Raw genomic sequence first — 24,813 nt, 5'->3', positions numbered from 1 at the left:
GGGAAACTGCCATGCAGATCCTCAAGAACAAGACGAACATCGACTTCATCGGCAAGCGCAAGCCCGCCGTGTTCATCTCCACGCTGGTCAACCTGGCCATCATCGTGGGCATCGCCACGGTGGGGTTCAACTTCGGCGTCGACTTCGCCGGCGGCACGGTGGTGGAGCTGAAGTTCGACCACCCGGTGAGCGCGGCGGAGGTGCGTGAGCGCGCGGAGAAGGGTGGCCTGCACGACGTGAGCGTGCAGAACATCGGCAGCGAGGCGGACAACTCGTTCCTGCTGCGCCTGGGCGGCGTCACGCAGCTGAACGAGGCGAACGCGGAGAAGGCGAAGGCGGCCATCCAGGGCCTGGGCAACGTGCGCAACGTGTACGCGGACCTGGCCAACGGCATCGTGAACTTCCGCTCGGCCACCCCGCTGGACGTGCAGACCATCAAGAAGGCCGTGGAGGACTCCGGCACGGGTGTGCAGGAGGTCCGCGTCCTGGGCGAGAACCAGGGTGGCGCCGGCGTCGACTACCAGGTCGTCGCCAGCGGCATGGCGGACAAGGTCTACTCCGCGCTGAGCGCAGGCCTGGAGAAGCCGGACTTCGAGCAGCGCCGCGTGGACTACGTGGGTCCGCAGGTGGGCAAGCAGCTGCGCAACCGCGGCGTCATGGCGCTGCTCTACGCGATGGTGGCCATCCTCATCTACGTGGCGTTCCGGTTCGACTTCAAGTTCGGCCCGGGCGCGCTGCTGGCCATGCTCCACGACGTCATCATGGTCGCCGGCTACTACCTGGTGAGCCGGCGCGAGTTCGGCCTGACGGCCATCGCCGCGCTGCTGACCATCGTCGGCTACTCGGTGAACGACACCATCGTCATCTACGACCGCATCCGCGAGGACATGGCCAAGTACAAGGGCAAGCCGCTGGCGGAGGTCATCAACATCGCCATCAACGACACCCTGGGCCGCACCATCCTCACCTCCGGCACCACGGCGCTGTCGCTCATCGGTCTGCTGGTGTTCGGCGTGGGCGAGATCTTCGACTTCGCCATGGCGATGCTCGTGGGCATCGTCGTGGGCACGTACTCGTCGGTGTACATCGCCAGCCCGCTCACCATCTGGCTGGATGAGCGCGCCGCGGCCAAGGATGCCCGTCACCGCGGCGGTGACATCAAGCACGAGCCGAAGACGGCGTGAGCCGCCTGTCCACCGCGTCCGCCCGGCACGTCACCGTGCCGGACGCTCGCGGCGGACCCACTCGAGGGCCCTGGACTCCCGGATGCACGGGGGGCAGGGCCCTCGGTGTTTTTCGGGGCGCCGCTAGAAGCGCGCGCCCAGCGTCAGCGAGGCGTCGAGCAGGCCGCCGTCGGTGTCCTCGTCGAGGGCGCCGTCGGCGAAGCCGTCGTTGAGCAGCAGGCGCCAGGTGGCGCGCACGCCCGCGGTGAGCGCCCCGCTGTTGAACTCCAGGCCGGCCGCCAGGGGCAGCTCCTGCATGGTGTCGGAGGCCCACAGGCCCTCGCCCGCGCCCCGGACGTCCACGTAGGAGATGCCCAGGCCCGCCCCGACGAAGGGCCGCACGGCCGTCAGCAGGGGCGGGGAGAGCTTCACCAGGGCGCTGCCGCCCTGGCGCACGAGCGCCGGGCCGTCCCCCAGCAGGCGGTCGTCGGCGATGCCGTTGCGCGAGCCCTCGTAGCCGAGCTCGATGCCCAGGAATGTCGTGGGCTGCACGTTGAGTGTGAGTCCCCACGAGGGGCCGGTGTCGGTGAAATCCCCCAGGTTGCCCGTGTAGTCACCGAGTCCGCCGCGCAGGAAGACGTTCACGTCCCCCCGCTTGGCGTCCTTGCGTTCCTGCGCCGAGGCCGAATCCGTGGCCACCAGCGCGAGGGCCGCCACGGCGACCCAGCGTCCGTTCGCAGTCATGTTTCCTCCCTGTCAGGTTCTGTGCAGACAAGCTGGGCATCGCGCGCATGGCGCGCTCCCCAGAGGCAGACGGGGAGTCGAGCGCACGGCTGAACGCGTGTGCAGGAAGGGAAATGTCGTGCCCCAGGTTGGACTTTCCTCGTCAGACGTCTGGGGTACTGTCCGCGTGTCAAGATTTCGTCCCGGCCGCCGGGTGTCGTCGGTAGGCCGAGGAGGGGAGCTGCAAGTGCGGTGGTTGCTTCCAGACGTGGTCGAGGAGGAGGTGGGGTCGCTGGCCGGGGAGCTGTCGCTCCATCCGCTCGCAGCGAGGGTGCTGTTGCACCGAGGTTACCGCACGCCGGAGTCCGCGTCGGCGTTCCTGTCGGACCGGCTGGCGGACCTGCCGGACCCGTTCCGGATGAAGGGGATGGCGGCGGGCGTGGAGCGGCTGGTCCGCGCGCTGCACGCGCGGGAGAAGGTGACGCTCTACGGCGACTACGACGTGGACGGGGTGTGCTCCACGTCGCTGCTGTACCTGTTCCTGCGTGAGCTGGGCGTTCCGCCGGCCACGTACATCCCCCACCGCCTGGACGAGGGCTACGGCCTCAACATGGGCGCGGTGGAGCGCATCGCCGCGGACGGCACGCGCGTGCTGGTGACGTTGGACTGCGGCATCACCTCCGTGGCGGAGATCACCCGTGCGAAGGAGCTGGGGCTGGACGTGGTGGTGGTGGACCACCACACGGTGCCGCCCACGCTGCCGCCGGCGGTCGCGGTGCTCAACCCGCACCAGCCCGGCTGCGAGTACCCCACCAAGGCGCTCTGCGCCGCGGGCGTGGCGTTCAACCTCTGCATGGGCCTGCGCAAGCGGCTGCGGGACGACGGCTTCTTCGCCACGCGCAAGGAGCCCAACCTGCGCACGATGATGGACCTGGTGGCGCTGGCCACGGTGGCGGACGTGGTGCCGCTGACGGGCGCCAACCGCATCCTCGTGTCGCATGGCCTCCAGGAGCTGACGGCGGCCCGCAGGCCCGGCGTCCGCGCGCTGAAGGAGGCGGCGGGCATGGACCCGGACACGCCCATCACCGCGGGCCAGGTGGGCTTCCGGCTGGGGCCCCGCATCAACGCGGCCGGGCGTCTGCACGACGCGTCCCTGGGGTTGCAGTTGCTGTGCTCGGAGACGCTGGAGTCGGCGCGCGCGCTGGCGTCCGTGTTGGACCGGGCCAACGCGGAGCGCCAGGGCATCGAGAGCCACATCCTCACGCAGGCGCTGGCCCAGGCCGAGTCGCGCAAGGACGCGCGTGGCTTCGTGCTCTTCGACGAGGGTTGGCACCCGGGCGTCATCGGCATCGTCGCCTCGCGCGTGGTGGAGCGCTTCCACCGGCCCACCGTCATGGTGGGCGTGAAGGACGGGGTGGGGAAGGGCTCGGCGCGCAGCATCGAGGCGTTCCACCTGTACGACGCGCTCAGCGGCTGCTCGCACCTGCTCACCAAGTTCGGTGGCCACAAGCACGCCGCGGGCCTGACGGTGGACGCGGACAAGCTGCCCGAGCTGCGCGACGCGTTCGAGCGGATCGCCCTGCAGCGGCTCACGCCCGAGGACCTCATCCCGCGCTGCCGCGTGGACGCGGTGGTGAGTCCGCGCGAGCTGGACGCGACGGCGGTGGAGGCGCTCCAGCGGCTGGGGCCCTTCGGTCAGGGCAACCCGGAGCCGGTGCTGGTGCTGCGTCACCAGATGGCCCGCCCGCGCGTGCTCCCGGCGAAGGCCGGCGGCGTCAGCGGGCACCTCAAGCTGGCCCTGGCGGACGCGCCGGAGCTGGACGCCATCGGCTTCGGCATGGCGGACCGCGCCCAGTTGGTGGCGGGGCCCGTGGACCTGGCCTTCCAGGCCGGCTTCGACACCTTCCGCGGTCAGCGCAAGCTGTCGCTGCGCCTCAAGGACGTCCGCATCGCCGCGTGACGTGCGCGGCGCGTGGGCCCGCGGGTCGCGGGCCCACGCCGCGCCTCAGGCGATGCCCCAGCGCACCCGGCCCGGCGTCATCAATGCGCCCACCCGGGCCAGCTCGTTGAGACGGAAGCGCTCCGCCTGTCGCTCGAACGCGTGGCGGCAGCGCTCCGAGCAGAAGAAGTACCGCCGCTTCTTGTACTCGGAGGATGGTTGGTACTCGGGGGTGTCCAGCTGCTTGCCGCAGACCGGATCCCAATGCTTGCCCTGTCCCTGCCCCTGCACGCCCTTCATGCGCCCTCTCCCCGCCCGTGGGGGCCCCACCGCCCACTCCCGACGGTGGGGATAAGCAGGGCATGTGCCAACCCCCAACCCCTTGGAAACCGAGGGGCGGTGGAGGGCACGGATGGCTGGAGGGTGAAAAACTTCCACGGGCGGCCAGAGGCCGGGCCCGTGGAAGTGTCCGGCGGACTTCAGAAGGCGGCGCCGAGGCTGCCACCCAGGAACATGTCGTTCAGGTAGCCGCGGCGGAAACCCATGAACTCCACGCGGAAGGACAGGCTCATCTTGTTGGTCAGGCGGGGCCTGCCACGGAAGCCCACGCCGTACTGGAAGACGGGCTTCATGCCGTTCACCTTCGTCTCGTCGGCGTCGATCATGAGCGACGACGTCTGGTAGCCGAGACCGCCGCCCAGCTGGCCGTAGAAGCCGAAGGGCGACTTGCCCAGCTTCAGCTCGTACGCGGGCGCGATGGTGAAGTAGTGCACGCCGGTGCTGGTGTTGATGAAGTCCGTGCCGTCGCTGTAGCTGCCGTACGTCCAGCGCAGGTCGGCCCAGAGGTTCTCGCGCAGCGGCTCGAGGTTGAAGGTGCGGCCGTACTCCCACGTCGCGCGCACGCCCATTCCGGCCACCGTCTTGGCGAAGTTGCCCTCGGAGCTGTCGAGCATGAGCGCGCCGCCGATGAGCTCCACGGCGAAGCCGTAGTTCGGGTCGTCCATGTTGGCGAGGGACTTGAAGTCGCCTTCCTCGCCTTCCTCCTCGGACACGCGGCGGAAGTCGTCGGTCTCGTCGACCTGACGGCGGCGGCGCTCGTAGGCGTCGTCGTCCGCCTCCCGCTGCTCGTCGCGGGCGGGTTCGTCGTCCGGGTACTCGTAGGGGGCGTCGTCTTGTGCCAGGGCGGGGGAGGCCGCGAGGAGGCCGCCAACGAGGCAGCGGGTGAGCCAGGTCTTCACGGGGGCGGTCCTCATCCTTCGTTGCCCAGGGGCGGGCAGGTGGTGCCGCCCGCGGCGCTGGCCGGGCAGAGGTTGGGGTTGTTGGTGCCGACGAGCAGGTCCCTGGGAATCTGGAGGTGGTCCATCAGCTCGTTGCACACGGCTTCCTTCAGCCGCAGGTCGGTGACGTGGGTGATGATGGCGCCGGCGGCGACGGCGAGCGTGAACTTGCCCTGGTCCGTCAGGTACTGGCGGGTGAGCTGCTGGAGGCCGGGCGTGGCCACCGTCTCGTCGTCGTACGCGGCGACGATGGAGCGCAGCAGCACGTCGCGCTGACCGGTGGCCTCGCCGGCCTGGTACAGCGCGCTCGCCAGCAGGGTGCCGACCACGTACTCGTAGCCGCTGAACTGGTCCAGGCTCATGTTCCGGAGGTTGTCGCGCAGGGACTGCGTCATGCAGCGGTCGGTGCGCGCCAGGTCGCGGTCGTCGGTGACCGAGCCGAACTTGCCGCCGTGGAAGGACGTGGAGAGGAACCGCGTGTCGCAGCCGTGCGCCGAGCGGCAGGTGCTGCCGTAGGCGTGCAGGTCCGCCAGGCCCTCGTCGAAGGACTTGAGGATGTTGGCGCCCGGGCTGGAGCCCCCCGCGGCCCAGGTGCTGAGCGCCACCGGGAACGGCTGGGCGTCATAGGTCTTCAGGTTGAAGACGCGGTGCGAGTACTCGTGGGCGAGGATGCCGGCGTTGATGGAGAGCGGCGCGCGCTGGAGCTGGTCGAACGGGAGGATGAGGAAGGACTCGTTCGCGGAGAAGTACAGCGCGTTGTCCTTGAGCGGATCCTTGTCCACGTCCGGGAGGACGAACTCCGGGAAGTAGTACGTCCGCACGGGCTCCTTGAAGTCCGCCGTGGGGATGTTGGTGACGTCGTGGAAGTAGTCGAACGCGCGCTCGAGGTTGTAGTACGTCGTCACCATGTTCCAGGTGTGGAAGTCCGCCGGCCACAGCACCCCATCCTGGGTGATGTAGTTGGCCGTCACGTCCCGCCCGGACTCCTTGAGCAGGGCGTTGGCGAAGGACTCCGGCGTGGTGGCGTTCTGGAGGTCCGGGTCGTTGAAGTCGAGGACGATGCGCGCCCCGCCATGCAGGTCGGCCACGTTTCCGCTGAGGCCGACGATGTCGGAGATGGTCTTGAGCTCGACCTCCTGGGGTGTGTACTCCCCGTTGCTGGAGAGCACCAGGGCGCGAACCTTGACCGGGGCGCTCGTGTCGGGCGCACAGCCGGTGGCCAGGCCGAGCACGGCGGTGGTGGCGATGACTGTTCGGAGCATGGGGCCCGTTTTACTCCGGACCGCTCAGAACGTGTATTCCCCTCCGAGTGTCACCATCCCGGAGCGGTTCCGGGGCGGGGTGTCCCCGGCGTCCTCCCCGGAGGACTCCTCCCGGACGTCCTGCTGGAGTGCCACCGCGGCCCACACGCGCAGAGGCGCTCCCAGGCGCACCGTCCAGCGCGTGGAGACGAGGTGTGAGTGGCCCTCGCCGGCCACGTACCGCGTGAAGGCGTAGGCGAGCTGGCCCCGCACGCCGGGTCCAGGCTTCCAGGTGAGGCTGGGGCGGAGGTCGAAGCGGGCGGGGGCGGTGGGGATGCCGGCCGTGGCGTTGACGTCCGCCAGCCGGCGGGAGAGCGCGGCGCCCAGGTCGCGGTTGATGCGCGACTGGAAGCGGCGCAGGAGGCGGCGGGCCTCCACGGCGTTCTCGAGGCGGCGGGAGAGCGTGGCCTCCTCCTCCGAGGTGAACTGGCCGGCGGAGAGCGGATCCTCGCTGTACAGCGTGAGGCCGCCTCGGGCGCCAAGCTCCCAGTGCGTGCCGAGCAGGAGGCGACCTCCCACGGCGGGGCGCGCGGCCCAGAGCACGTCCTCGCGCGTGTACCGGACGGGGGCGCCCGTGGCGGTGGTGGTGGTCAGCTCGCGACTCAGCGGGTAGCGGGTGACGGCCACGCTGGCGTCGCCGCCGAACTCCACGTCCGACAGGCCCGCGGAGTCCCAGGCGGCCGTCACCTGCGCGCCCTGGCTGGCGTAGCCGGTGGTCGCGTCCACGGGGGCCGGCCGGCGCGGCGGCTGTTCGCGGAACAGCTCGACGCGCGTGGACTTGGGCAGGCCCACCTGGAGGGCGGCCGACAGCAGGGCGTGCAGCCCGAGCGACTGGTCGACGCCCACGGTGAGGACGTGGGAGGGGGGCGTGCCGGGCTCCGGGCGGGTGCCCAGGTAGCCGAGCGTGAGGAAGGTGCTGTCGGCGCGCAATTCGACGTCCCCCAGCAGGCTCCAGGCGCGGTAGTCGCGGCCGCCGGTGGCCTCCATGGCGACGGTGGCGTCCCCGGGCTCGGCCCGGACGCACAGCGGGGTCACGAGCAGGACGCAAAGCACGAGCGGGGGCCAGCCCCGTCCCCGGGCTTTCGGGCGGTGCGCGCTGGCGGGCTCCCCCTGCATGCCGGTGAGAACCCGCGAGCGGGGCGGAGGTTGCGCGGCCCCGTGGCGACCGTCAGGAAACACCCCCGATACCGACCGTCTGAGAGCGGTCATGACTGTGCGGACTCCTTGACGCATCGTTTCCACGATCCGTATGGTGCCGCGCCTTTCCCCTCTACGAACAAACGCAGGCGGTCTCCATGGCGGTCCCGTTCATCTCCGAGGTCAAGCGTACCCATTCTTGCGGCCAGCTCACCGCGGCCAACGTCGGCGACGAGGTCGTGCTCTTCGGCTGGGTGCACAATCGCCGGGATCACGGCGGCGCGGTGTTCATCGACCTGCGGGATCGCGAGGGGCTGACCCAGGTGGTGTTCGAGCCGGACCACGCGGAGGCCCACGCCCTGGCCGGCAGCCTTCGCCTGGAGTACTGCATCGGCGTGCGCGGCAAGGTCGTGTCGCGCGGCAAGAACGTGAACCCGAAGATGAAGACGGGGGAGATCGAGGTCAAGGCGAGCGACCTGACCATCTTCAACCGTTCGGAGCCCACGCCGTTCCCCATCGAGGACAACATCGACACCTCGGAGGAGAAGCGGCTGGCCCACCGCTACCTCGACCTGCGGCGCTCGCCGCTGCAGCAGTCGCTGATGACGCGCTCGAAGATGAACGCGCTGACGCGCGCGTACATGGTGGGGCACGGCTTCCTCGAGCTGGAGACGCCGTTCATGGGCAAGTACACGCCCGGCGGCGCGCGCAACTTCCTGGTCCCCAGCCGCATGAACGCGGGCAAGTTCTACGCGCTCGCGGAGAGCCCCCAGTTGTACAAGCAGCTCTTCATGGTCGCGGGCTTCGACCGCTACTTCCAGATCGTCAAGTGCTTCCGTGACGAGGACCTGCGCGTCGACCGCCAGCCGGAGTTCACGCAGATCGACGTGGAGATGAGCTTCGTCAACCAGGACGACATCTTCACCATCATCGAGGGCCTGCTGAAGAAGCTGTGGGGCGAGGTGCTGGGCATCGACGTGCCCACGCCGTTCATGCGCATGGACTTCTACGAGTCCATGGCGAAGTACGGCAACGACAAGCCGGACCTGCGCTTCGGGCTGGAGCACGTGGTGCTCACCGACCTCATCCGCGAGCACGGCGAGGGTGGTGGCGTGCCGATGATGCACGAGGCCGTCCAGGCCAAGGGCATCGTCAAGGCGATGGTCATCCCCGCGGAGAAGGCGATGAGCCGCGCGGAGAGCGACAAGCTGGAGGAGTTCGCCAAGCAGGCGGGCGCCAAGGGCCTGGCGCGCGCGAAGGTGGGCGAGGGGGGCGAGTGGACGCAGTCGCCGCTGTCGAAGACCATCTCCCCGGCGCTGCGCGCGGCCATCAACCAGGCCGTGGGCGCGAAGACGGGCGACCTCATCCTGTTCCAGTTCGGCAAGGAGGCGCTGGTCCACACGGTGATGGCGAACCTGCGCGTGCACGTCGCCAAGAAGCTGGGCCTCATCCCGGAGTACGGCAGCGGCGGCCAGTGGAAGTTCCTCTGGGTGGTGAACCCGCCCCTGTTCGAGCACGACGAGGAGTCGAACACGTGGGTGGCGGCGCACCACGCCTTCACCCGTCCGCACGACGAGGACGTGCCGTACCTCTTGTCCGACCCGGGCCGCGTGAAGTGCCACCGCTACGACGTGGTGCTCAACGGCTTCGAGATCGGCGGCGGCTCCATCCGCCTGCATGACCCGAAGATCCAGGCGGAGGTCTTCAAGGCGCTGGGCATCACCGACGAGGAGGCCCAGGCGAAGTTCGGCTTCCTGCTGGACGCGCTCAAGTACGGCGCGCCTCCGCACGGCGGCATCGCGCTGGGCATGGACCGCCTCTCCTTCCTGCTCACCGGCTCCGAGTCGCTGCGCGACGTGATTCCGTTCCCGAAGACGAAGACGGGCACGGACCTGATGACGGGCGCCCCCGGCGACGTGGACGACAAGCAGCTTCGCGAGCTGCACGTGCGTCCGGTGCCGCTGCCGCAGAAGTAGTCCGGCGTCAGACGATGGAGGCGAGGGGCTCCGGTCCCGCCTCCAGCGTCTCCACGAGCCGCCCGAGGCCCTTCGTCAGCGAGGCGCGGGTGCGCGGTGTCCCCAGGCACACGCGCACCGCGGCCGGCGCGGCGGAGGGCCCCACGGCGAAGACCTCCGAGGGGATGAGGGAGACGCCTCGCCGTCGCGCGTTCGCGGCGAAGCCCTCGGCGCGCCAGCCCTCGGGCAGCTTCAGCCAGAGGTGGTACCCGGCCCGCTCGTCCGGGCGGGGCAGGTGGGCGCCGAGCAGCTCGCGCGCCAACACCATCCGCTCCCGCGCCTCGCGACTCCGGCTGGCGACCAACGCGTCGGCGGTGCCGTCGTGGATCCACCGCGAGGCCACCTCCGCCGTCAGCGAGGGCGTCATGCGCGTGGCGAGCGCGGACTCCTCCGCCAGCCGCTCCACGCTCCCGCCGACGGGGGGCGCCAGGTAGCCGATGCGCAGGCCCGGCGCGAGCAGCTTGGACACCCCCGCGATGAACCAGCACGACTCCGGGAGGAGCGCGTGGAGCGGGGGTGGACGTCGCTCGAGCAGCAGCCCGTAGGCGTCATCCTCGATGACGGTGAGGCCGTGCTTGCGGGCCACCGCGGCGATGCGGCGGCGGCGCTCCTCGGGCATGACGCCGCCCGTGGGGTTCTGGAGATTGGGCAGACAGAAGAGGACCTTCGCGCCCGTGCGGCACGCGGCGTCCAGCGCGTCCGGCACGAGGCCGTGTTCATCCAGCGCCACGCCATGCAGGCGCAGGTGGAGCCTGCTGGCGAGCACCTTGAGGCCGGGATACGTGAGCGCCTCGCAGAGCACGGTGTCGCCCGGGCGGGTGAGGGCGCTCAGCGCGACGTCCATGGCGTGCTGACCTCCGGAGCACACCACCACCTGGGCGGGTGACACCTCCACGCCGAAGCGGGACAACCACGCGGCGCCGGCTTCCCGGTGTGCCTCGTGGCCCGCCTGCGGCGCGTAGTCGAGCTGCTCGGAGAGCCGCGGCGAGCGCGCGAGCGCCTCCAGGGCCGCCCGCAGCGCGGTGGTGGCCGGGTCTCCGGGAGGCGTGGCGGGCCAGTTGAGGCCCAGCTCGACGAGCTTGTCGTCATCGACGGGCACGGAGGGCGCGGGCAGGTGTCGCGGTGTCTCGCGGTGGCGCACGAAGGTGCCCCGGCCCACCTCTCCGCCGATGAGGCCCCGGCGCTCGGCCTCGGCGTAGGCGCGCGTCACCGTGCCCACCGTGACGCCGACCTTCTCCGCCAGCTCCCGGTGGGTGGGCAGGCGGGTTCCCGCCGAGAGGCGCCCGGTCTCGATGTCCGCCCCGAGCGCGTCCGCGATGACCCGATAGAGCGGGCCGTCACGGCCTCGGAGGTCCGGCTTCCAGCTTGTCATGGTGACAATCCCCACGGTTGACGCGCGTCGCGGCGCAATGCATCCATTGTATCCAGTTCGCCGTCGAATTGTATCGACACAATCCGGTCGCGCGGTGGGAGCCGCGGCGCGACGGAAGGGAGCAACGCCATGCAGGTGAGCATCGTCGACGCCTTCACGCAGACACCCGGGGCGGGGAACCGCGCGGGGGTGGTGCTGGATGCCGCGGGGTTGGACGAAGAGGTGATGCAGCGAATCGCGGCGGCGGTGGGCGCCTCGGAGACGGCGTTCGTGCTGTCCGGTCCGAGCGAGGAGGGGGTGCGGCTGCGCTACTTCACGCCCGTGGACGAGATCGACTTCTGCGGCCACGCCACGGTGGCGACGTTCCACCTGCTCGCGGAGCGGGGCCTCCTTCCTCGCTCGGGTGCCACCCGGTTGGAGTGCGCGGCGGGGACGCTGGAGGTGGAGCTGGAGACGGCGGGAGCGCGTGGCAGTCGGGTGTGGATCGTCACGCCGAGACACCCCTGGCTGGAGACGCCCGTCCCGCTGTCCCAGGTGCTCCCGCTGGTGGGCGGGACGGTGGACATGGTGGACACGTCGCTCCCGGTCCATCGCAACGCGCACCGGCTGGTGGTGCCGTTCCGTCGCAGGGAGGATGTCTGGAGCCTGGCGCCGCGTTCGGGCGCGCTCGCGGAGCTGCTGCGTCCCCATGGCGTGAGCGGCGTCTACGTCTTCACCCGTGACACGCGCGAGGCCGGGAGCGTGGCGCACTCGCGCTACTTCGTTCCTGGATTGGGCATCGCCGAGGACCCCGTCACGGGCTCGGCGGCGGGACCGCTCGGCATGTACCTCGCGAAGCAGGGCGTCATCGTGCTGCCCTCCGAGGGCGGTGTCGTGCGCGCGCGCATCGAGCAAGGCGATGCCATGGGCAAGCCGGGACGCATCGAGGTCGAGGTCTCCGGTCGTGCCGGGGCTCCCGAGCGGGCGCGCATCGGTGGCGTCGCCGTCACCGTCTTCGAAGGGACGCTGCGGCCGTAACCGTCGTCTGCCCCCCGTCCGTCGGCGGGGGGCCTGGCCCGTCTCCACGCAGCGGAGGGGTTCACCGCCGCCAGGTGCTTCCGCCGCTGCGTCACATGTTCCCAGGCCAACCTCGTGAAGGAGGGCTGGCTCGTCTGCGTGTTTCCGCGCCGCGGAGCCGCCCACGACCTGGAGCGTGGCCCCGCGCAGGGCGGTCGAGGTGGGGCTCGCTCGGGGGCCGAGGCCACCGCCTGGACAGGGCCGTGACGTCCTGGCTCGCTATGCGGTGCGTCAGCCCCGACGTCGCAGGTGGGGTGAATGGGGACCTTCCGACCTCCGGACGCGTGTCGGGGAGTGGAGTACCGAGCCACAACCGCGTAAACAGGGGCGCTACACGGAGGGGCATCGGTGCCGAAGAAGACGTTCCTGGTGGTCAATCCGCGCAGCGCCAGTGGGCAGACGGGGAAGCGCTGGGTCGAGATTGCCGCGCAGGTGGGGAAGGTGCTCGGGGAGTTCGGGCATGGCTTCACCCAGGGCGGGATGGATGCGGCGCGCCTCGCGCGCGAGGCCATCGAACAGGGCTACGAGTGCATCGTCGCCGTGGGCGGTGACGGCACCCTCAACGAGGTCACCAACGGCTTCTTCCGCGACGGCAAGGTCATCAACCCGGACGCGGCCCTGGGCCTCATCCCTCGCGGCACGGGGGGAGACTTCCGCCGCACCTTCGGCTGGGCGCTGGACCTGGAGTCCTCCCTGGAGCGGCTGCGCACGGACACCACCGAGCCCTTCGACGTGGGGCGGCTGGACTTCATCGACAACGAGGGGCGGCCGGCGACGCGCTACTTCGCGAACATCGCCTCGTTCGGCGTGAGCGCGGTGGTGGCCCGCGAGGTGAACAGCGGCAGCAAGGCGCTCGGCGGCAACTTCAGCTTCGTGTGGGGCACGCTCAAGGGGCTGGTGAAGTACTCCGAGCGCAAGGTCCTCATGTCCACCGACGACAACCCGGCGCAGCCCCTCGACGTCACCGCCGTGGCCGTGGCCAACGGGCGCTACTTCGGCAGCGGCATGTTCGTGGCGCCGGACGCGCTCACCCATGACGGCTTGTTCGACGTCACCATCTGGTCCGGCTACGGCCTGAGTGACTTCCTGCTCAAGTCGAAGGGCGTCTACAGCGGCGCCCACGTCACGTGGAAGGGCACGCGCCGGCTGCGCTGCCGCACGGTCCACGCCGAGTCCGTGGATGGGCAGGACGTCTACCTGGACGTGGATGGCGAGACACCGGGCAAGCTGCCCGCGACCTTCAGGTTGCTGCCCGGCGCCATCCGCCTCAAGGTCTGACACGTCCGCGGCTGCACGGAGCCCGCTGGAGTGCAGGCTCGGGCCGTCCTTCCAGCCGCGGTCGTCACTCAGTGCTGCAGGTCCTTCTCGAGGTGCACGGGCTGACCGGGGGGCGTGGGCTCTCCGTCTTCGCCGGTCAAGGGCAGGGCTCCGGTGGAGATGACCCACACGTCGAACGAGTCGCCCTTGACGAGGTCGCCCACGCAGGCCGCCGTGATTTCACAATCGGGGCAGGTCCCCGACAGGCCGACGACCGCCGCGGCGGCCGGTGGGAGCGCGTCCGGTGTCAGCGGCGGGAAGCGCTTCGGGTCCGCGTCGATGAAGGTGCCGGTGTCCTCTCCGGGGACGGGCTTCGCCGCGAAGTACGCGTAGCGGTTGCCGGGCTCCGGGGCGAAGCCGACCTCGGCGAAGCGGGGCTCGTATCGGTCGTGCTGGGCGCGATACGCCTGCTGCGCCAGGTACCAGCTCTTCAGGTAGGTCTTGCACTCGGCCTGCTTGGCGCGAAGCTGGAAGCGGATGAAGTTGGGGATGGCGATGGCCGCCATGATGCCGGTGAGCGGACAGCACAAGACCAGGGCCACCGCGCCGATGATGGCGGCGATCCACTTGCGGCTGAGTGGCTTGGTCGCGGTCGCGATGTTCCCGCAGGTCTGACATGCGACGGTGGCTCCGGCTGCGACGCCTTGGAGGTCGATGGGGTTCTTGCACCGGGGACACGTCATCTTCGGCATCGAATCTCCTCCTCGAGCGGGCCCGACATCCATCTCGATAGCCGACACCCAGGGGACGGTGCCAGCGGGGAGTCGTGTCGGGGGAGGGTTGGACTATACCCTCTCACGTGGGGCGGGTGACGTGTCTGGCCTGCCAGGAATCCGCCTCGAGGTGTGCGACACTCGGTAGCGCCGCTCCGTTCAACGGGAAGTCGTGCCTGGCGGATGAGGAAGTCGCAATGCGTATCCAGACGCGGGTGTGGGGAGTCCTGGCGCTCTTGTTGTCGACCCCGGCCTGGGCCAGCGACATGTGCCCGATGGTCGTGTTCGTCTTCATCCCCCCGAGTTATCTGCTGGCCCTGGTCGCGGTCCTCGTCGGGATCATCGTCCGGGGCCACAGGGCCGCGAACATCTGGTTGGTCGTGCTGCTGCTCTGTGTCGTGCCCGCCGTGGGGATGTTGATGCTCTGCGTGGAGGGCGCGTATCACGGCTCGGAGCTGCGCCACGAGGAGATGATCCTCCCGACGGTGATCGCGTTCGGTGTCCTGGCGGTCGCTTATGCCTTCAGCCTGTGGCGGCTGTGTCGGGTGCAGCCACCAGCTCCGACGACGGCAGGCTCGGAGCTGGCGCGTACCACGGCCGAGTAGCGGGCTCACCGGCTACGACAGCTCACCAGAACTGCCACGTCAGCGCGGTGGTGACGCCGTTGGTCGAGCAGACGAGCTCGTCCGTGTTCGTCCCGTTGCAGCAGGCCAGGCGGCTGTAGAGCGGCGAGCAGCTCTTCCCGGAGTACAGGGAGCACGCGGGCAGGCCGCTGGTGGAGCACGTCGCGAATTCGGACACCGTCCGGGTGTCCTCGGTGACGGGCTCGGAGGACTCGTCGGCCTCGGGGGCGCCACAACCCAGGAAGGAGAGCGCCGCGCACATCATCACCGCCATTGGTAGTCTCATGGTGCATGCCTCGGAGGGGACTGCGGGGGCTTGTTGCAATATCATGTCTCAAGCATCTGGGTGGCAGATGCTTGCGCCCTGATGGGTAATGTGCGCCCTGTGCCAGGCCTTGTCCGGGCTGGGGCCCGCCGATGCAGCTCCCATGGGTCGAAGCTCCAGGCGTGGTCGCGGATGGACTGACCGGGCCCTGCGGGGCAGACGTTCGGCCTTCCTGCGCAGACTAGAAGACAACTCACCGCGCTCCCCGCTCGCGCGGGGACTTTCCGCTCGTAGCGCCACGCTATCTTCGGGCGCATGGCACCCGATGACGCGCTCGTCGAAAGTGGTGTCGTCCCGGCCTCATCCTCCGCGGACCTCCGGGTCCGCTCCGTCAATGTGCTCGTCGCCGACCCGTGGACGCTGCTGCATACGCAGTACACTCGCAACGCGGAGGAGGTCGTCAGGCAACTGCAATGGCGGTATGACTCGGGACCGCGCCGGGCGGGGCCGTCCTTCCTGAAGCGGCTACCCCTCGGGTCCTATCAAGTCTGTCTTTGGGTCGACTCCGCGCGGCTCCACACCTCCATCGCCAGTCCACCGGGCTACGAGGCGCTCTCCGAGGAGGAGGTCCGGCTCGCCGTCCCACTCGAGACCTCGTGGCTCGTGCGCCTGAAGACCATCCTCCGAGGGCGGCTCTGGGTGTGGTGGACGAAGAAGGGCGCGGGGCTGGATGCCCACGCCACGCTGGACCTGGAGCTGAGGGGCTTCCGTCTGGTGGGCGCGGCGCACCTCGAGCCTTCCCCCGAGGCGGGAGGGCTTCCCCGGCTCTCGCGCCTCCGAATCAGGCCCCAGGGGCGCTTGGAGCTGTCCGCCCTGAGCTTCCTCTCGCTGCCGTTGGATGTCTTCCGGCCCGTCATCGACCCGGAGGGGGGGCTGCGCTTCGAATACCCGCTCGGCGCGTTCCCCCTGCTCGAAATCCCTCCCCTCGGAGAGGCCCTCTTCTCCGGGGTGGTGGTGGTGAGGCCCCTGCCGACGCTGACCTTCCAACTGGTCGGCGAGCTGCTCTTCGACCTCCCCGTGCTGGGCCGGACGCGGGTGCCGTTCTCGTGGTCGATGGACACCGGGCTCCCGGTCCCCCTGGTCGACGAGCTGGCGGCGATGCTCCGAGGCCCCCTGCCTCGGGACTGGGGCGGGCCCCCGCTCGACGACCTCGCGCCGGTGCCTCCGGGGACGGACTTCCTCGCGCCCGCGTGGGTGCTGGAGGAGGGCATCGCGGCGCACCTTCCGCATGGCGCCCTCTTCGAAATCAAGCGAAGCCCTCCTCCGAAGCAGCCCGTGTACGAGGGCTACGTCGACTCGGCCATCTGGACCGGTCACTACCTGGCGGCGGAGTCCCTGCGCCATGCCGTGGCGACGACCGCCGAGGGACGTGCCGCGGCCCTGGCCCGCGTCCGGCAGACCATGGAGGGACTGCGCAAGCTGTTCGAGGTGACAGGTGTTCCCGGGCTCGTGGCCCGCGCCGCGCTCCCCGACGACGCTCCCATCCAGACAGAGCCTCCCTTCGCCCATCCCCAGGACCATCTGGACCGGTACTACGGGCCGGTGACGTTGGACGGCCGGGACTGGCACGGCTTCGGGCGCGGAGACAAACCGCCGAGTCGAGACACGTACCTCGGGGTGCTGTTGGGGTTGGCGTACGCCTTCCGCTTCGTGGAGGACGCGGAGGTGAGGGCCGCGTCGGCCTCCCTGGTGACCGCGATGCTCCAGCATCTGCTGAGCCACCACTGGAACGTGGTGACGCCCAGGCGCGAGCTGTCCGAATGGAGCGCCGCGACCGCGGGCGGCCCCTTGGAGCCGGAGGAGTCCCAGCCCATCGTCACCACCTTCTTCAACCAGTTCACCCACCAGCTCGCCTTCCTCCGCGTGGGGAAGACGGTGAACCCGACGGCGTTCGGCGCGCTCTACGACAGTGTCGCGGCGGCCGCGGGGGCCTCGTGGCTCACGACGTGGGGCGCGGCGGCGGAGCCGCTGGAAGAGCCGTGGAAGTTCAACCTCGGGCATGCCTCGGCGTCGTTGCTGCTCCTCCTCGAGGACGCGCCCGCGCCGCGGGACGGATATGTCCGCATGTTCGAGCTGCTGCGCCACGGCGTCGCGCACCACCGCAACGCGTACTTCGACCTCGTGAGCGTCCTCGTGGCGCTCCCCGAGCAGCGACAGGCGCTGCTCGACGGTCCCGGGGGCTACGACCCGACGGTGACGCTCGCGGAAGAGATTCGCGCGCTCCTCCACGAGTGGCTCCTGCGACTCCAGCAGGTTGCCTCGCCCACGGGGATGCCGACCCTGAAGACGCCCGACCCGGCCTATCTCCAGTCCCTCTATCCCGACCGCGTCGCACCCTATGCGCCGCAGGGACGGAAGACGCCGGTCTCGTGGTGCAGCGTCTGGGCGCTGCCGGTCCACAAGCGGCCCGGGAGCCACATGGAGTTCGTGTGGCAGCGGCATCCCTTCGAGACCGGGTTCCTCGCGCCCTTGCCTCCCTGGCCCCCCATGCTGCCGCATGACCCGGCGCGGATCGCCATCGACCCGGGCCAGCCTGATACCGAGGCTGCCGGGGTCGACTACCTGCTCCCGCTCTGGCTCGCCGTGTACCTCGGCGTCCTCCCCAGGCCCGAGTAGGGGGGCCTGGGGGCTCACTCCCCGGAGAGTGCGGGTGGCACGGCGTCGGACGGCGTGCTCGTCGCGGTCGGGCGGGGCGAGAACTTCTGGCGGTAGTAGCGCTTCCAGATGCGCAGCCCCGTGACGCCCACCACCGTGGGCGCGAGGAACACCGCGAGCTGCATGCCGCTGATGCCCAGGTGCCGCGCGTTCACCACGAGGACCGCCGTCAGCGTGCCGATGCCCGAGGTCACCATGGCGCCCATGTGCTGGAACCACCAGTGCATGCGCTCCTTGGGCGGGTTGAGCCAGTAGTGCAGCGTCGTCGCGCCCGTGTAGATGCCCACGGGCGCGAAGCCCCACAGCAGCGGCACGTGCATCACCACGCCCCAGCCCGCCGTGAAGAGCCCCAGGCCCAGGAGGAGCCCCGCCATGGCCAGGTCGAGCAGGCTCCGGTGCGCGCCGGTGCGGTGCCTGGCGCGCAGCACCCGCACGCCCAGCGAGGAGGCCGCCGCGCTCTGCGCGCTCAGGTAGATGAAGAAGAGGGCGGTGGAGCGCGCGGCCGGCTCCAGGACGAACCGCGACCCGGAGAGCACCAGCGCCGACGCGGCGACGACGCCCATGGCGCCCACGTACACCCAGCCCACGCGGCGGTGCAGCGTGCCTCCCTTCCTGGCCACCAGCGGCAACCAGAGCGAGATGAAGCCGACGACGCCCGCGGCGATGTGGATGGAGCGGGCGAGCGAGAAGAGCGTCATGGGTGTCTCCGACGAACGGCGAGTCGGGAGTCAAGGTACGCAAGCGCTCCAGGGCCCACATCTGCGGGAAGTCACACCGCGCGCATGTGACTTCCGGCACATGCCCCGGGGCGCGGTGGACGCCCTATGCTGCGACGCATGGCCCAGCGGCACGGCGCGACGAAATCCCCCGCCACCCGGCGACTGTTCCTGGCGGCCGGGTTGCTCACCTGGGGCGTCGTCGGCTCGACGCACGCGGGAGACCTCCTGCGTGCAGGGCCGACGTCCGAGGCACTGCCGTGGCTCGCGGCGTTCCTCGTCTTCGGCGTGGCCTACTTCCGCAACGCGGCCGCCGACGATGTCGGCAGTGTTCCCCTGCTGGCGCTCGAGACGCTGTCGGCGCTGGTCGTCGTGGCGACGGGCCGCACCGGGGTGGATGGCGCGCTGCTGGCCATCGTCGCGGCCCAGGCCCCCGAGCTGCTCTCGCAGCGCCGTGCGGTGCTCTGGGTGGCCGCGCAGTCCGCGGCCCTGGTGGGCGTCTACCTCTGCTTCCATCCGCTCGCGGGTGCGCTCATCCAGGGGCTCATCTTTTTCGGCTTCCAGGGGTTCACGCTCGCGTCGGCCATCGTCATGGTGCGCGAGGCCCAGGCGCGCAGGGAGCTGGCGCGGCTCCACGCGCAGCTTCAGTCCACGCAGATGCTGCTGGCGGCCCGGGAGCGGGAAGGGGAGCGGCTGCGCATCGCGCGCGAACTGCACGACTCGTTGGGCCACCACCTCACCGCCCTGTCCCTCAACCTGGAGGCCGCCGTGTACACCGCGAAGGACACGCCCTCCGCCGAACACCTGCGGCGCGCCCGCGAGGCCGCGCGGACGTTGCTGTCCGAGGTCCGCGAGACGGTGTCGGCCCTGCGCGACACGCCGCCGCCCCTGCGCGATTCGCTGCGCGCGCTCGTGGCCAACACGCCCGGCCTGACGGTCCACCTCGACGTGCCGGAGGACCTCGAGGTCGCGTCGTCGGAGGCGGCGCATTCGCTCATCCGCTGCGTGCAGGAGGTCCTCACGAACACGCTGCGCCACGCGCGCGCCACGCAGCTGTGGGTCCGCATCGAGTCCTCGGAGGCCGGTGGGGTGCGCGTCGTCACGCGGGATGACGGGCTGGGCGCCGAAGCCCCCGTTCCGGGCGCCGGGCTCACGGGCATGCGCGAGCGCTTCACCCGGTTGGGTGGCGACGTGGCCTGGCGCGCGGAGGCCGGGCGGGGCTGGGAGCTGGAGGCGTGGTTGCCGGCGACGGCGAGGGGTGAATCATGATTCGACTCGTGCTGGCGGATGACCACGCCCTCGTCCGACAGGGACTGAGGAGCCTCCTGGACCTCACCCCGGACCTGCGGGTGGTGGGCGAGGCCGTGGATGGAGAGGACGCGCTGCGCAAGGTCGCGGAGCTGGACCCGGACGTGGTGCTGATGGATGTGCGCATGCCTCGGATGACGGGCCTGGAGGCGCTGCGCGCGCTGCGCGGCGACTCGCCCCACCGCCGCGTGGTGCTGCTCACCACCTTCGACGAGGACGCCGCCATCATCGAGGCGCTGCGCGCGGGCGTGCAGGGCTTCCTCCTCAAGGACGTGTCCCTGGACGAACTCGCGGACGCCATCCGCCGCGTGCACGCGGGCCAGACGCTGCTGCCGCCCGGCGTGGCGGAGCGGGTGGCGCGCGGCATGGCGGAGGTGCCCCGGGACTTCCCCCACGCGCAGTTGCCGGAGGGCCTCACCCGCCGCGAGGTGGAGGTGCTGCGGCTCATCGCCCGGGGCTTGAGCAACCGTGAAATCGCCGAGGCGCTCGGCACGGCCGAGGGCACGGTGAAGAACCAGACCTCCAGCATCCTGTCCAAGCTGGGCGTCCGCGACCGCACGCGCGCCGTCCTCCGGGGCATGGAGCTCGGCTGCCTGTAGGGGAGACATCCCGCTTGGGTCACCCCGTGTTCTGGGGCAACCTCCTGAATCCTGTCCGGCCAGGCGTTATGCCCGCCGGGGGGGCGGCACCCACGGGAGGTGTCGTCAGGACTCGGGAGATGTCCGATGGGCCAGCGCGGACCTTCACAGCTCGACCTCTTCACGGGCGCGCCCGTGGAGGCACCGACCCGGGGGCGCTCGCGTGCCCAACCTGTGGAGTCCGCTTCCCACCCGGAGGCGCTCGTCACGCTCGGGCGTGAGCTGCCCTCCGGCATCTACCTGGGGACGTCGTCCTGGACCTTCCCGGGTTGGACGGGGCTCGTGTACGACCACGAGGCCAGCGCGTCCCAGCTCGCGCGCGAGGGCCTGGCCGCGTACGCGCGCCACCCCGTGCTGCGCACGGTGGGCATCGACCGGACGTTCTACGGCCCCATCTCCGCGAGCGCCTTCGCGGAGTACGCGGAGCAGGTGCCGGAGGACTTCCGCTTCCTCGTGAAGGCCCACGAGGCCTGCACCCTGGCGCGCTTCCCCATGCACGAGCGCTACGGCGCCCAGCGGGGGCAGTCCAACGACCGCTTCCTCCACGCGGCCTACGCGGAGGAGGCCGTGGTGCGCCCCTTCGTCGAGGGACTGGGCGACAAGGGCGGGCCGCTCGTCTTCCAGTTCCCACCGCAGGACCCGCAGGTGCTGGGCGGCGTCGCGCGCTTCGTGGAGCGCCTCCATGCCTTCCTCGCCGCGCTCCCCAAGGGGCCGCTGTACGCCGTCGAGGTGCGCAACGAGGAGCTGCTGACGGAGGGCTTCGCGCAGGCGCTCGCGGACGTGGGCGCCTGCCCCGTGCTGGCGGTGTGGGCGCACATGCCCTCCATGGGCATCCAGGCGAAGCGGACCCGGGCGCTGGAGGCGCGGGCGCTGGTGGTGCGGTGGATGCTCCCCCCGAACCTCGGCTACGAGGAGGCGCGCGCCCGCTACGCGCCTTTCGACAAGCTGGTGGACGAGGACCTCCCCACGCGGGACCTGCTGTCACGCGCGTGTCTCGCCGCCGTGCGGCGCGAGCGCCCCATCTTCGTCACCATCAACAACAAAGCGGAGGGGAGCGCGCCGCTGTCCGCCGTCAGACTGGCGGAGCGCATTGTCACGAGCAGAACGACGGAGGGGCACCAGGGGAGCGTCTCATCGTGAACGGGGCTTGCCTCCGTGCATGAGTCTTGCTTACCTGTTTGGGCATGATGTCCGTCACCGTGGCAGCGCTGATGGTCCAGATGATGACAGCCGGCGGGGCTGGTGCGCGCGGTGAGCGTGCGGACGAGCGTCGTGACTCGGCGTCGGCGGACGACACGGGCAAGCACCTGTCGGCGCTGAAGAACGAGGTCGCCGCCCTGCGCTCGCAGTATCAGCAGGCCCGGGAGCGGCGCCGGCTGGAGGCGGAGCGGCTCAAGCGCGAATCGGGGGAGTGGACGAATGAGCCCCAGGCGCCTGCCGCCGCAACGGACGGACGAGCCGCCACTCCCTCCGGAGGGGGACGCCCCTCCGCCCGGTGAGGACGAGGTCGTCGAGCTGCCGATCGACGGCACGCTGGACCTGCACCCGTTCCGCCCCCAGGACGTGAAGGACCTGGTCGTCGAGTACCTCTGGGCGTGTCGCCAGAAGGGCCTGCTCGACGTGCGCATCATCCACGGCAAGGGCACCGGCGCGCTGCGGCGCACGGTGCAGGCGCTGCTGCCGAGGCTGCCGGAGGTGGAGTCGTTCCACTCCGCCTCCGAGCGGGACGGCGGGTGGGGCGCGACGTGGGTGCGCCTGCGCCCGCCGGAGCCTCAGGAGAGCCAGAAGTAGGCGGACGCGATGAGCGCGCGCTTCTCGGCGACCTTCGCCTTCTGGGCGAGCTCGGCCAGCTGGCGGTCCTTGGAGGCGTAGCGCTTCTCCTCCTCGTTGCGCAGCGAGGACAGCTTGCGGCGGTACTCGCGCTCCATCCGGTCCGCGTTGGCGCGGGCCTTGGCGCGCTCGGCCACGTCCTCCTCCGCGGACACCAGCTTGCGCGCGTCGGCCCAGGCCTGCCGGGCCGCGTCCACGCCCTCGCGGGACTCCATCAGGCAGTCCTCCACGTAGCGGTCCGCGCGCTCCTTGGCCTTGTCCAGCTCCAGGGCGTTGCGGCGCTCGGCGGCGCGGAGGATCTCGTCCTTCGCCGCGACGAGCGACTGCTCCTGCATGAGCTGCACGGACACCGGCGCGGGCTGGCGGCGCTTCTCCTCCTTCGCGGCCAGCTTCACGAAGTGCGAGCCGTCCTGGAGGGGCAGGGCGCGGAAGTTGCCCTCGCGGTCCTTCACCAGCACCAGGTGGACGAGCTTCTCCTCCGGCTTCAGGCCCGTCGTCTCGAACTTGTAGCAGAACCACCAGCCCTCGCTGCCGGCCAGCCGGGCCAGTCGTGAGGGCAGGCCCGCGGCGTCGAGCTGGAGGTAGCTGACCGCGTCCTGCTTGCGCTCCTTGACGGCGTAGGCGGCCTTGGCCACCTCCAGCCGCCCCGACGTGCGGCTGCCCAGCACGGAGTTGGTGAGCGCGCGCGCCTCCTGCTGCCGCTTGGCGAGCGCCTCCTTCGTGGAGTCGTTCTGGCCGCGCAGCCGGCGGCGCACGTCCCCGTCGAAGCGCTCCAGCACCACCGAGCGCATCTCCGTCATGCGCTTGCTGATGCGCTGCTCCATCTCCGAGCGCAGCCGGTCGAAGGCGGCGTTGATGTCCTCGACCTTGCGGCAGGACTGGTAGATGTCGAGCACCCGGCGCTCGAAGTCCACGCCGCTCTCCAGCGCGCCCAGGATTTCGTCCGACGCCCCGAAGACGCCGTCGAACAGGTTCAGCTTCTTCTCGAGCAGCTCGAACAGCCGCGCGTCCGCCGCGTTGGAGCGGTTGAGGAAGTTGATGACCAGCACGTCCCGCTGCTGTCCGTACCGGTGGCAGCGGCCGATGCGCTGCTCCACCCGCTGCGGGTTCCACGGCAGGTCGTAGTTCACCACCAGGTTGCAGAACTGGAGGTTGAGGCCCTCCGCGCCGGCCTCGGTGCAGATGAGGATCTGCGTCTTGTTGCGGAACTCGTCCACCAGCGCCCGGCGCTCCTCGGGCGTGCCGGCCATGTCACCGGACAGGAGGGAGATCTTCCCCCGGTAGCCGTTGTCCGACAGCAGGTTGAACAGGTACTGCTGCGTGCGCTTGGACTCGGTGAAGATGAGGGCCTTCTCCGGCCAACCGTGCGCCTTCATCACCGTGAAGGTGCGGTCCAGGCCGCGCTTGAGCGCCTCGCCCTTGGCGTTGACCTTGATGGAGTCCGCCAGGTCCGCGTACTGCCGCAGCTCCCAGACCTCCTGCTCCAGCACGCGGATGTTGGGCGCCTTGGCCGGGTCGTCCGACCACTCCTCGCCCTCCTCGACGAACTGCTTGGCCTCCTCCGGCTCGAACATGGCCAGGGCCTGCTGGCCCAGCTTCGCCGCGGCCAGCCGCTTATCCAGGTTGTCGGAGAGCCGGCGCAGGGTGGGGGCGATGGCGTACGTCGAGGACGCCAGCAGCTTGCGGTAGCACAGCGTGAGCAGCGTCTTCTTGCCCGGCTCGATGGCCGCGGCCTCCGAGCGCTGCAGGTACTCGCTGACCTTCTCGTAGAGGTCGTGCTCCTCAGGCGAGGGCGTGAAGTCCTCCACGATGGAGCGGCGGTTGGTGTACCGCACGTACTCGCGCACCTGCCGGCGCAGCGTGCGCTGCACCACGGGGGCCAGTCGCTCCTTCAACTCGCACGCGGCCGCCTCCGACATGCCGCCGCCCTCGTCCACCCGGTAGCGGGTGCGGAAGGCGTGCTCGGGGCCGAGGATCTGCTCGTCCAGGAGCGACATCAGCCCGAACAGCTCCATCAGGTCGTTCTGGAGCGGGGTGGCGGTGAGCAGCAGCTTGGGCTTGCCGGCCAGGGACGCGCGCAGCGCCTGGCCCATCTTGTTGTTGGCCCGGTGCGCGTTGCGCAGGCGGTGGGCCTCGTCGATGACGATGAGGTCCCAGGGAATCTCCGACGTCAGGTGCGCCTTGTTGGCCGCGAACGGGTGCGAGCAGATGACGGGGAAGGGCTGGTCGAAGCAGTTGCCCGTGGCCCGGACGGTGCGGCCGTCCACCAGCACGCTGTCCAGGTCGAACTTCTCGCGCAGCTCGCTGTTCCACTGCGCGCGCAGCGTGGCGGGCGCGAGGATGAGGATGCGCGTCTTCCCCTCCGCCATGAGCTGGGCGATGACGAGCCCCGCTTCGATCGTCTTCCCGAGCCCCACCTCGTCGCCCAGCATGCAGCCGCCGCGCGACAGCGAGTCGAGCGCGAACATGGCGCCCTCGACCTGGTGCGGGTTGAGGTCCACCTTCGCTTCCGACAACGCGCCGGCCAGACGCTGCTGCGTGTCACCACTGCGTGCGAGCAGCTCCTCGGCCAGCAGTCGCTCGTGGAACGGCGTCAGCGTGCGCGCCGGCTCCTGGGCCTCCATCGCCCGGGCCGCGACCGCCGCCGCGTCCGCCTCCACCTCCACCCTGAGTCCCCTCGCGACCTCCGCCAAGTCCATCTCCAT

Annotated in this window: 21 protein-coding genes; 11 read left to right on the top strand and 10 right to left on the bottom strand. The window is 70.6% G+C overall.

All coding sequences use genetic code 11. The annotated features are described in order from the left end of the window. Window positions 1-11: 11 nt before the first annotated feature. Window positions 12-1,184, top strand: coding sequence for a protein translocase subunit SecF (secF, locus tag LZ198_RS06975; RefSeq protein WP_253971085.1), 1,173 nt, complete (start codon window positions 12-14; stop codon window positions 1,182-1,184). A 123-nt stretch (window positions 1,185-1,307) separates the two neighbouring features. Here secF and LZ198_RS06970 read toward each other — a convergent pair whose 3' ends face one another. Next, complete coding sequence (locus tag LZ198_RS06970; protein ID WP_253971084.1) at window positions 1,308-1,907, bottom strand: hypothetical protein; 600 nt, start codon at window positions 1,905-1,907, stop codon at window positions 1,308-1,310. A 226-nt stretch (window positions 1,908-2,133) separates the two neighbouring features. On the opposite strand from LZ198_RS06970, the gene recJ reads away from it, so the two are divergent. Further along, complete coding sequence (gene recJ / locus LZ198_RS06965; protein ID WP_253971083.1) at window positions 2,134-3,846, top strand: single-stranded-DNA-specific exonuclease RecJ; 1,713 nt, start codon at window positions 2,134-2,136, stop codon at window positions 3,844-3,846. Window positions 3,847-3,891: 45 nt separating this feature from the next. On the opposite strand, the gene LZ198_RS06960 is transcribed toward recJ, so the two are convergent. From LZ198_RS06960 to LZ198_RS06945, 4 genes are all read right to left on the bottom strand, one after another. Then, window positions 3,892-4,125: a YHS domain-containing protein gene (locus LZ198_RS06960; protein ID WP_234070631.1), complete on the bottom strand. Its 234-nt coding sequence runs from the start codon at window positions 4,123-4,125 to the stop codon at window positions 3,892-3,894. Between the two features lie 179 nt (window positions 4,126-4,304). Continuing rightward, window positions 4,305-5,063 (bottom strand): hypothetical protein, encoded by a 759-nt coding sequence (locus tag LZ198_RS06955; protein WP_253971082.1) that lies wholly within the window; start codon window positions 5,061-5,063, stop codon window positions 4,305-4,307. Between the two features lie 11 nt (window positions 5,064-5,074). Next, window positions 5,075-6,364, bottom strand: a complete 1,290-nt coding sequence (locus tag LZ198_RS06950) for a hypothetical protein (protein WP_253971081.1) — start codon at window positions 6,362-6,364, stop codon at window positions 5,075-5,077. Between the two features lie 24 nt (window positions 6,365-6,388). Further along, on the bottom strand, window positions 6,389-7,438 hold the full coding sequence (locus LZ198_RS06945; RefSeq protein WP_253971080.1) for a hypothetical protein: 1,050 nt from the start codon (window positions 7,436-7,438) through the stop codon (window positions 6,389-6,391). Between the two features lie 260 nt (window positions 7,439-7,698). Between LZ198_RS06945 and aspS the strand changes: the two genes are divergently transcribed. Next, entirely contained in the window at window positions 7,699-9,516 is a 1,818-nt protein-coding gene (aspS, locus tag LZ198_RS06940; protein ID WP_253971079.1) for an aspartate--tRNA ligase, read from the top strand. A gap of 7 nt (window positions 9,517-9,523) precedes the next feature. Here the strand turns inward: aspS and LZ198_RS06935 are convergent, their stop codons facing one another. Next, window positions 9,524-10,927 carry an aminotransferase-like domain-containing protein gene (locus LZ198_RS06935; RefSeq protein WP_253971078.1) on the bottom strand — a complete coding sequence of 468 codons (1,404 nt, stop codon included), beginning with the start codon at window positions 10,925-10,927 and terminating at the stop codon, window positions 9,524-9,526. A gap of 129 nt (window positions 10,928-11,056) precedes the next feature. On the opposite strand from LZ198_RS06935, the gene LZ198_RS06930 reads away from it, so the two are divergent. Together LZ198_RS06930 and LZ198_RS06925 are read left to right on the top strand one after the other, a co-directional pair. Then, the gene (locus LZ198_RS06930) at window positions 11,057-11,944 is read left to right on the top strand and encodes a PhzF family phenazine biosynthesis protein (protein WP_253971077.1); all 888 of its coding nucleotides are present in this window, start codon (window positions 11,057-11,059) and stop codon (window positions 11,942-11,944) included. 387 nt (window positions 11,945-12,331) lie between these two features. Further along, on the top strand, window positions 12,332-13,261 hold the full coding sequence (locus tag LZ198_RS06925; RefSeq protein ID WP_253971076.1) for a diacylglycerol/lipid kinase family protein: 930 nt from the start codon (window positions 12,332-12,334) through the stop codon (window positions 13,259-13,261). A 68-nt stretch (window positions 13,262-13,329) separates the two neighbouring features. On the opposite strand, the gene LZ198_RS06920 is transcribed toward LZ198_RS06925, so the two are convergent. Next, entirely contained in the window at window positions 13,330-13,992 is a 663-nt protein-coding gene (locus tag LZ198_RS06920; protein WP_253971075.1) for a type IV pilin protein, read from the bottom strand. 218 nt (window positions 13,993-14,210) lie between these two features. Here LZ198_RS06920 and LZ198_RS06915 point away from each other — a divergent pair, with 218 nt between their 5' ends. After that, a complete protein-coding gene (locus LZ198_RS06915; RefSeq protein ID WP_253971074.1) occupies window positions 14,211-14,618 on the top strand; it encodes a hypothetical protein in 408 nt (135 codons plus the stop codon). Between the two features lie 22 nt (window positions 14,619-14,640). On the opposite strand, the gene LZ198_RS06910 is transcribed toward LZ198_RS06915, so the two are convergent. After that, window positions 14,641-14,922 carry a hypothetical protein gene (locus tag LZ198_RS06910; protein WP_253971073.1) on the bottom strand — a complete coding sequence of 94 codons (282 nt, stop codon included), beginning with the start codon at window positions 14,920-14,922 and terminating at the stop codon, window positions 14,641-14,643. 294 nt (window positions 14,923-15,216) lie between these two features. Between LZ198_RS06910 and LZ198_RS06905 the strand changes: the two genes are divergently transcribed. Next, window positions 15,217-17,577 carry a hypothetical protein gene (locus LZ198_RS06905; protein WP_253971072.1) on the top strand — a complete coding sequence of 787 codons (2,361 nt, stop codon included), beginning with the start codon at window positions 15,217-15,219 and terminating at the stop codon, window positions 17,575-17,577. Between the two features lie 14 nt (window positions 17,578-17,591). On the opposite strand, the gene LZ198_RS06900 is transcribed toward LZ198_RS06905, so the two are convergent. Next, window positions 17,592-18,314, bottom strand: coding sequence for a DUF2306 domain-containing protein (locus LZ198_RS06900; protein WP_253971071.1), 723 nt, complete (start codon window positions 18,312-18,314; stop codon window positions 17,592-17,594). Window positions 18,315-18,440: 126 nt separating this feature from the next. On the opposite strand from LZ198_RS06900, the gene LZ198_RS06895 reads away from it, so the two are divergent. The 4 genes from LZ198_RS06895 to LZ198_RS06880 all read left to right on the top strand — a co-directional run bounded on the left by LZ198_RS06895 (window position 18,441) and on the right by LZ198_RS06880 (window position 22,069). Then, entirely contained in the window at window positions 18,441-19,601 is a 1,161-nt protein-coding gene (locus LZ198_RS06895; RefSeq protein ID WP_253971070.1) for a sensor histidine kinase, read from the top strand. Next, on the top strand, window positions 19,598-20,239 hold the full coding sequence (locus LZ198_RS06890) for a response regulator (RefSeq protein WP_253971069.1): 642 nt from the start codon (window positions 19,598-19,600) through the stop codon (window positions 20,237-20,239). The genes LZ198_RS06895 and LZ198_RS06890 overlap by 4 nt, the downstream gene beginning before the upstream one ends. 126 nt (window positions 20,240-20,365) lie before the next feature. Beyond that, on the top strand, window positions 20,366-21,418 hold the full coding sequence (locus LZ198_RS06885) for a DUF72 domain-containing protein (RefSeq protein WP_253971068.1): 1,053 nt from the start codon (window positions 20,366-20,368) through the stop codon (window positions 21,416-21,418). A gap of 279 nt (window positions 21,419-21,697) precedes the next feature. After that, window positions 21,698-22,069, top strand: coding sequence for a Smr/MutS family protein (locus LZ198_RS06880; RefSeq protein ID WP_253971067.1), 372 nt, complete (start codon window positions 21,698-21,700; stop codon window positions 22,067-22,069). Here the strand turns inward: LZ198_RS06880 and LZ198_RS06875 are convergent. Continuing rightward, the gene (locus tag LZ198_RS06875) at window positions 22,051-24,813 is read right to left on the bottom strand and encodes an SNF2-related protein (protein ID WP_253971066.1); all 2,763 of its coding nucleotides are present in this window, start codon (window positions 24,811-24,813) and stop codon (window positions 22,051-22,053) included. The genes LZ198_RS06880 and LZ198_RS06875 overlap by 19 nt on opposite strands.

It is taken from the genome of Myxococcus dinghuensis, assembly GCF_024198235.1.
Taxonomy (GTDB): domain Bacteria; phylum Myxococcota; class Myxococcia; order Myxococcales; family Myxococcaceae; genus Myxococcus; species Myxococcus dinghuensis.
This window is presented reverse-complemented; position numbering and strand designations above follow the sequence as displayed.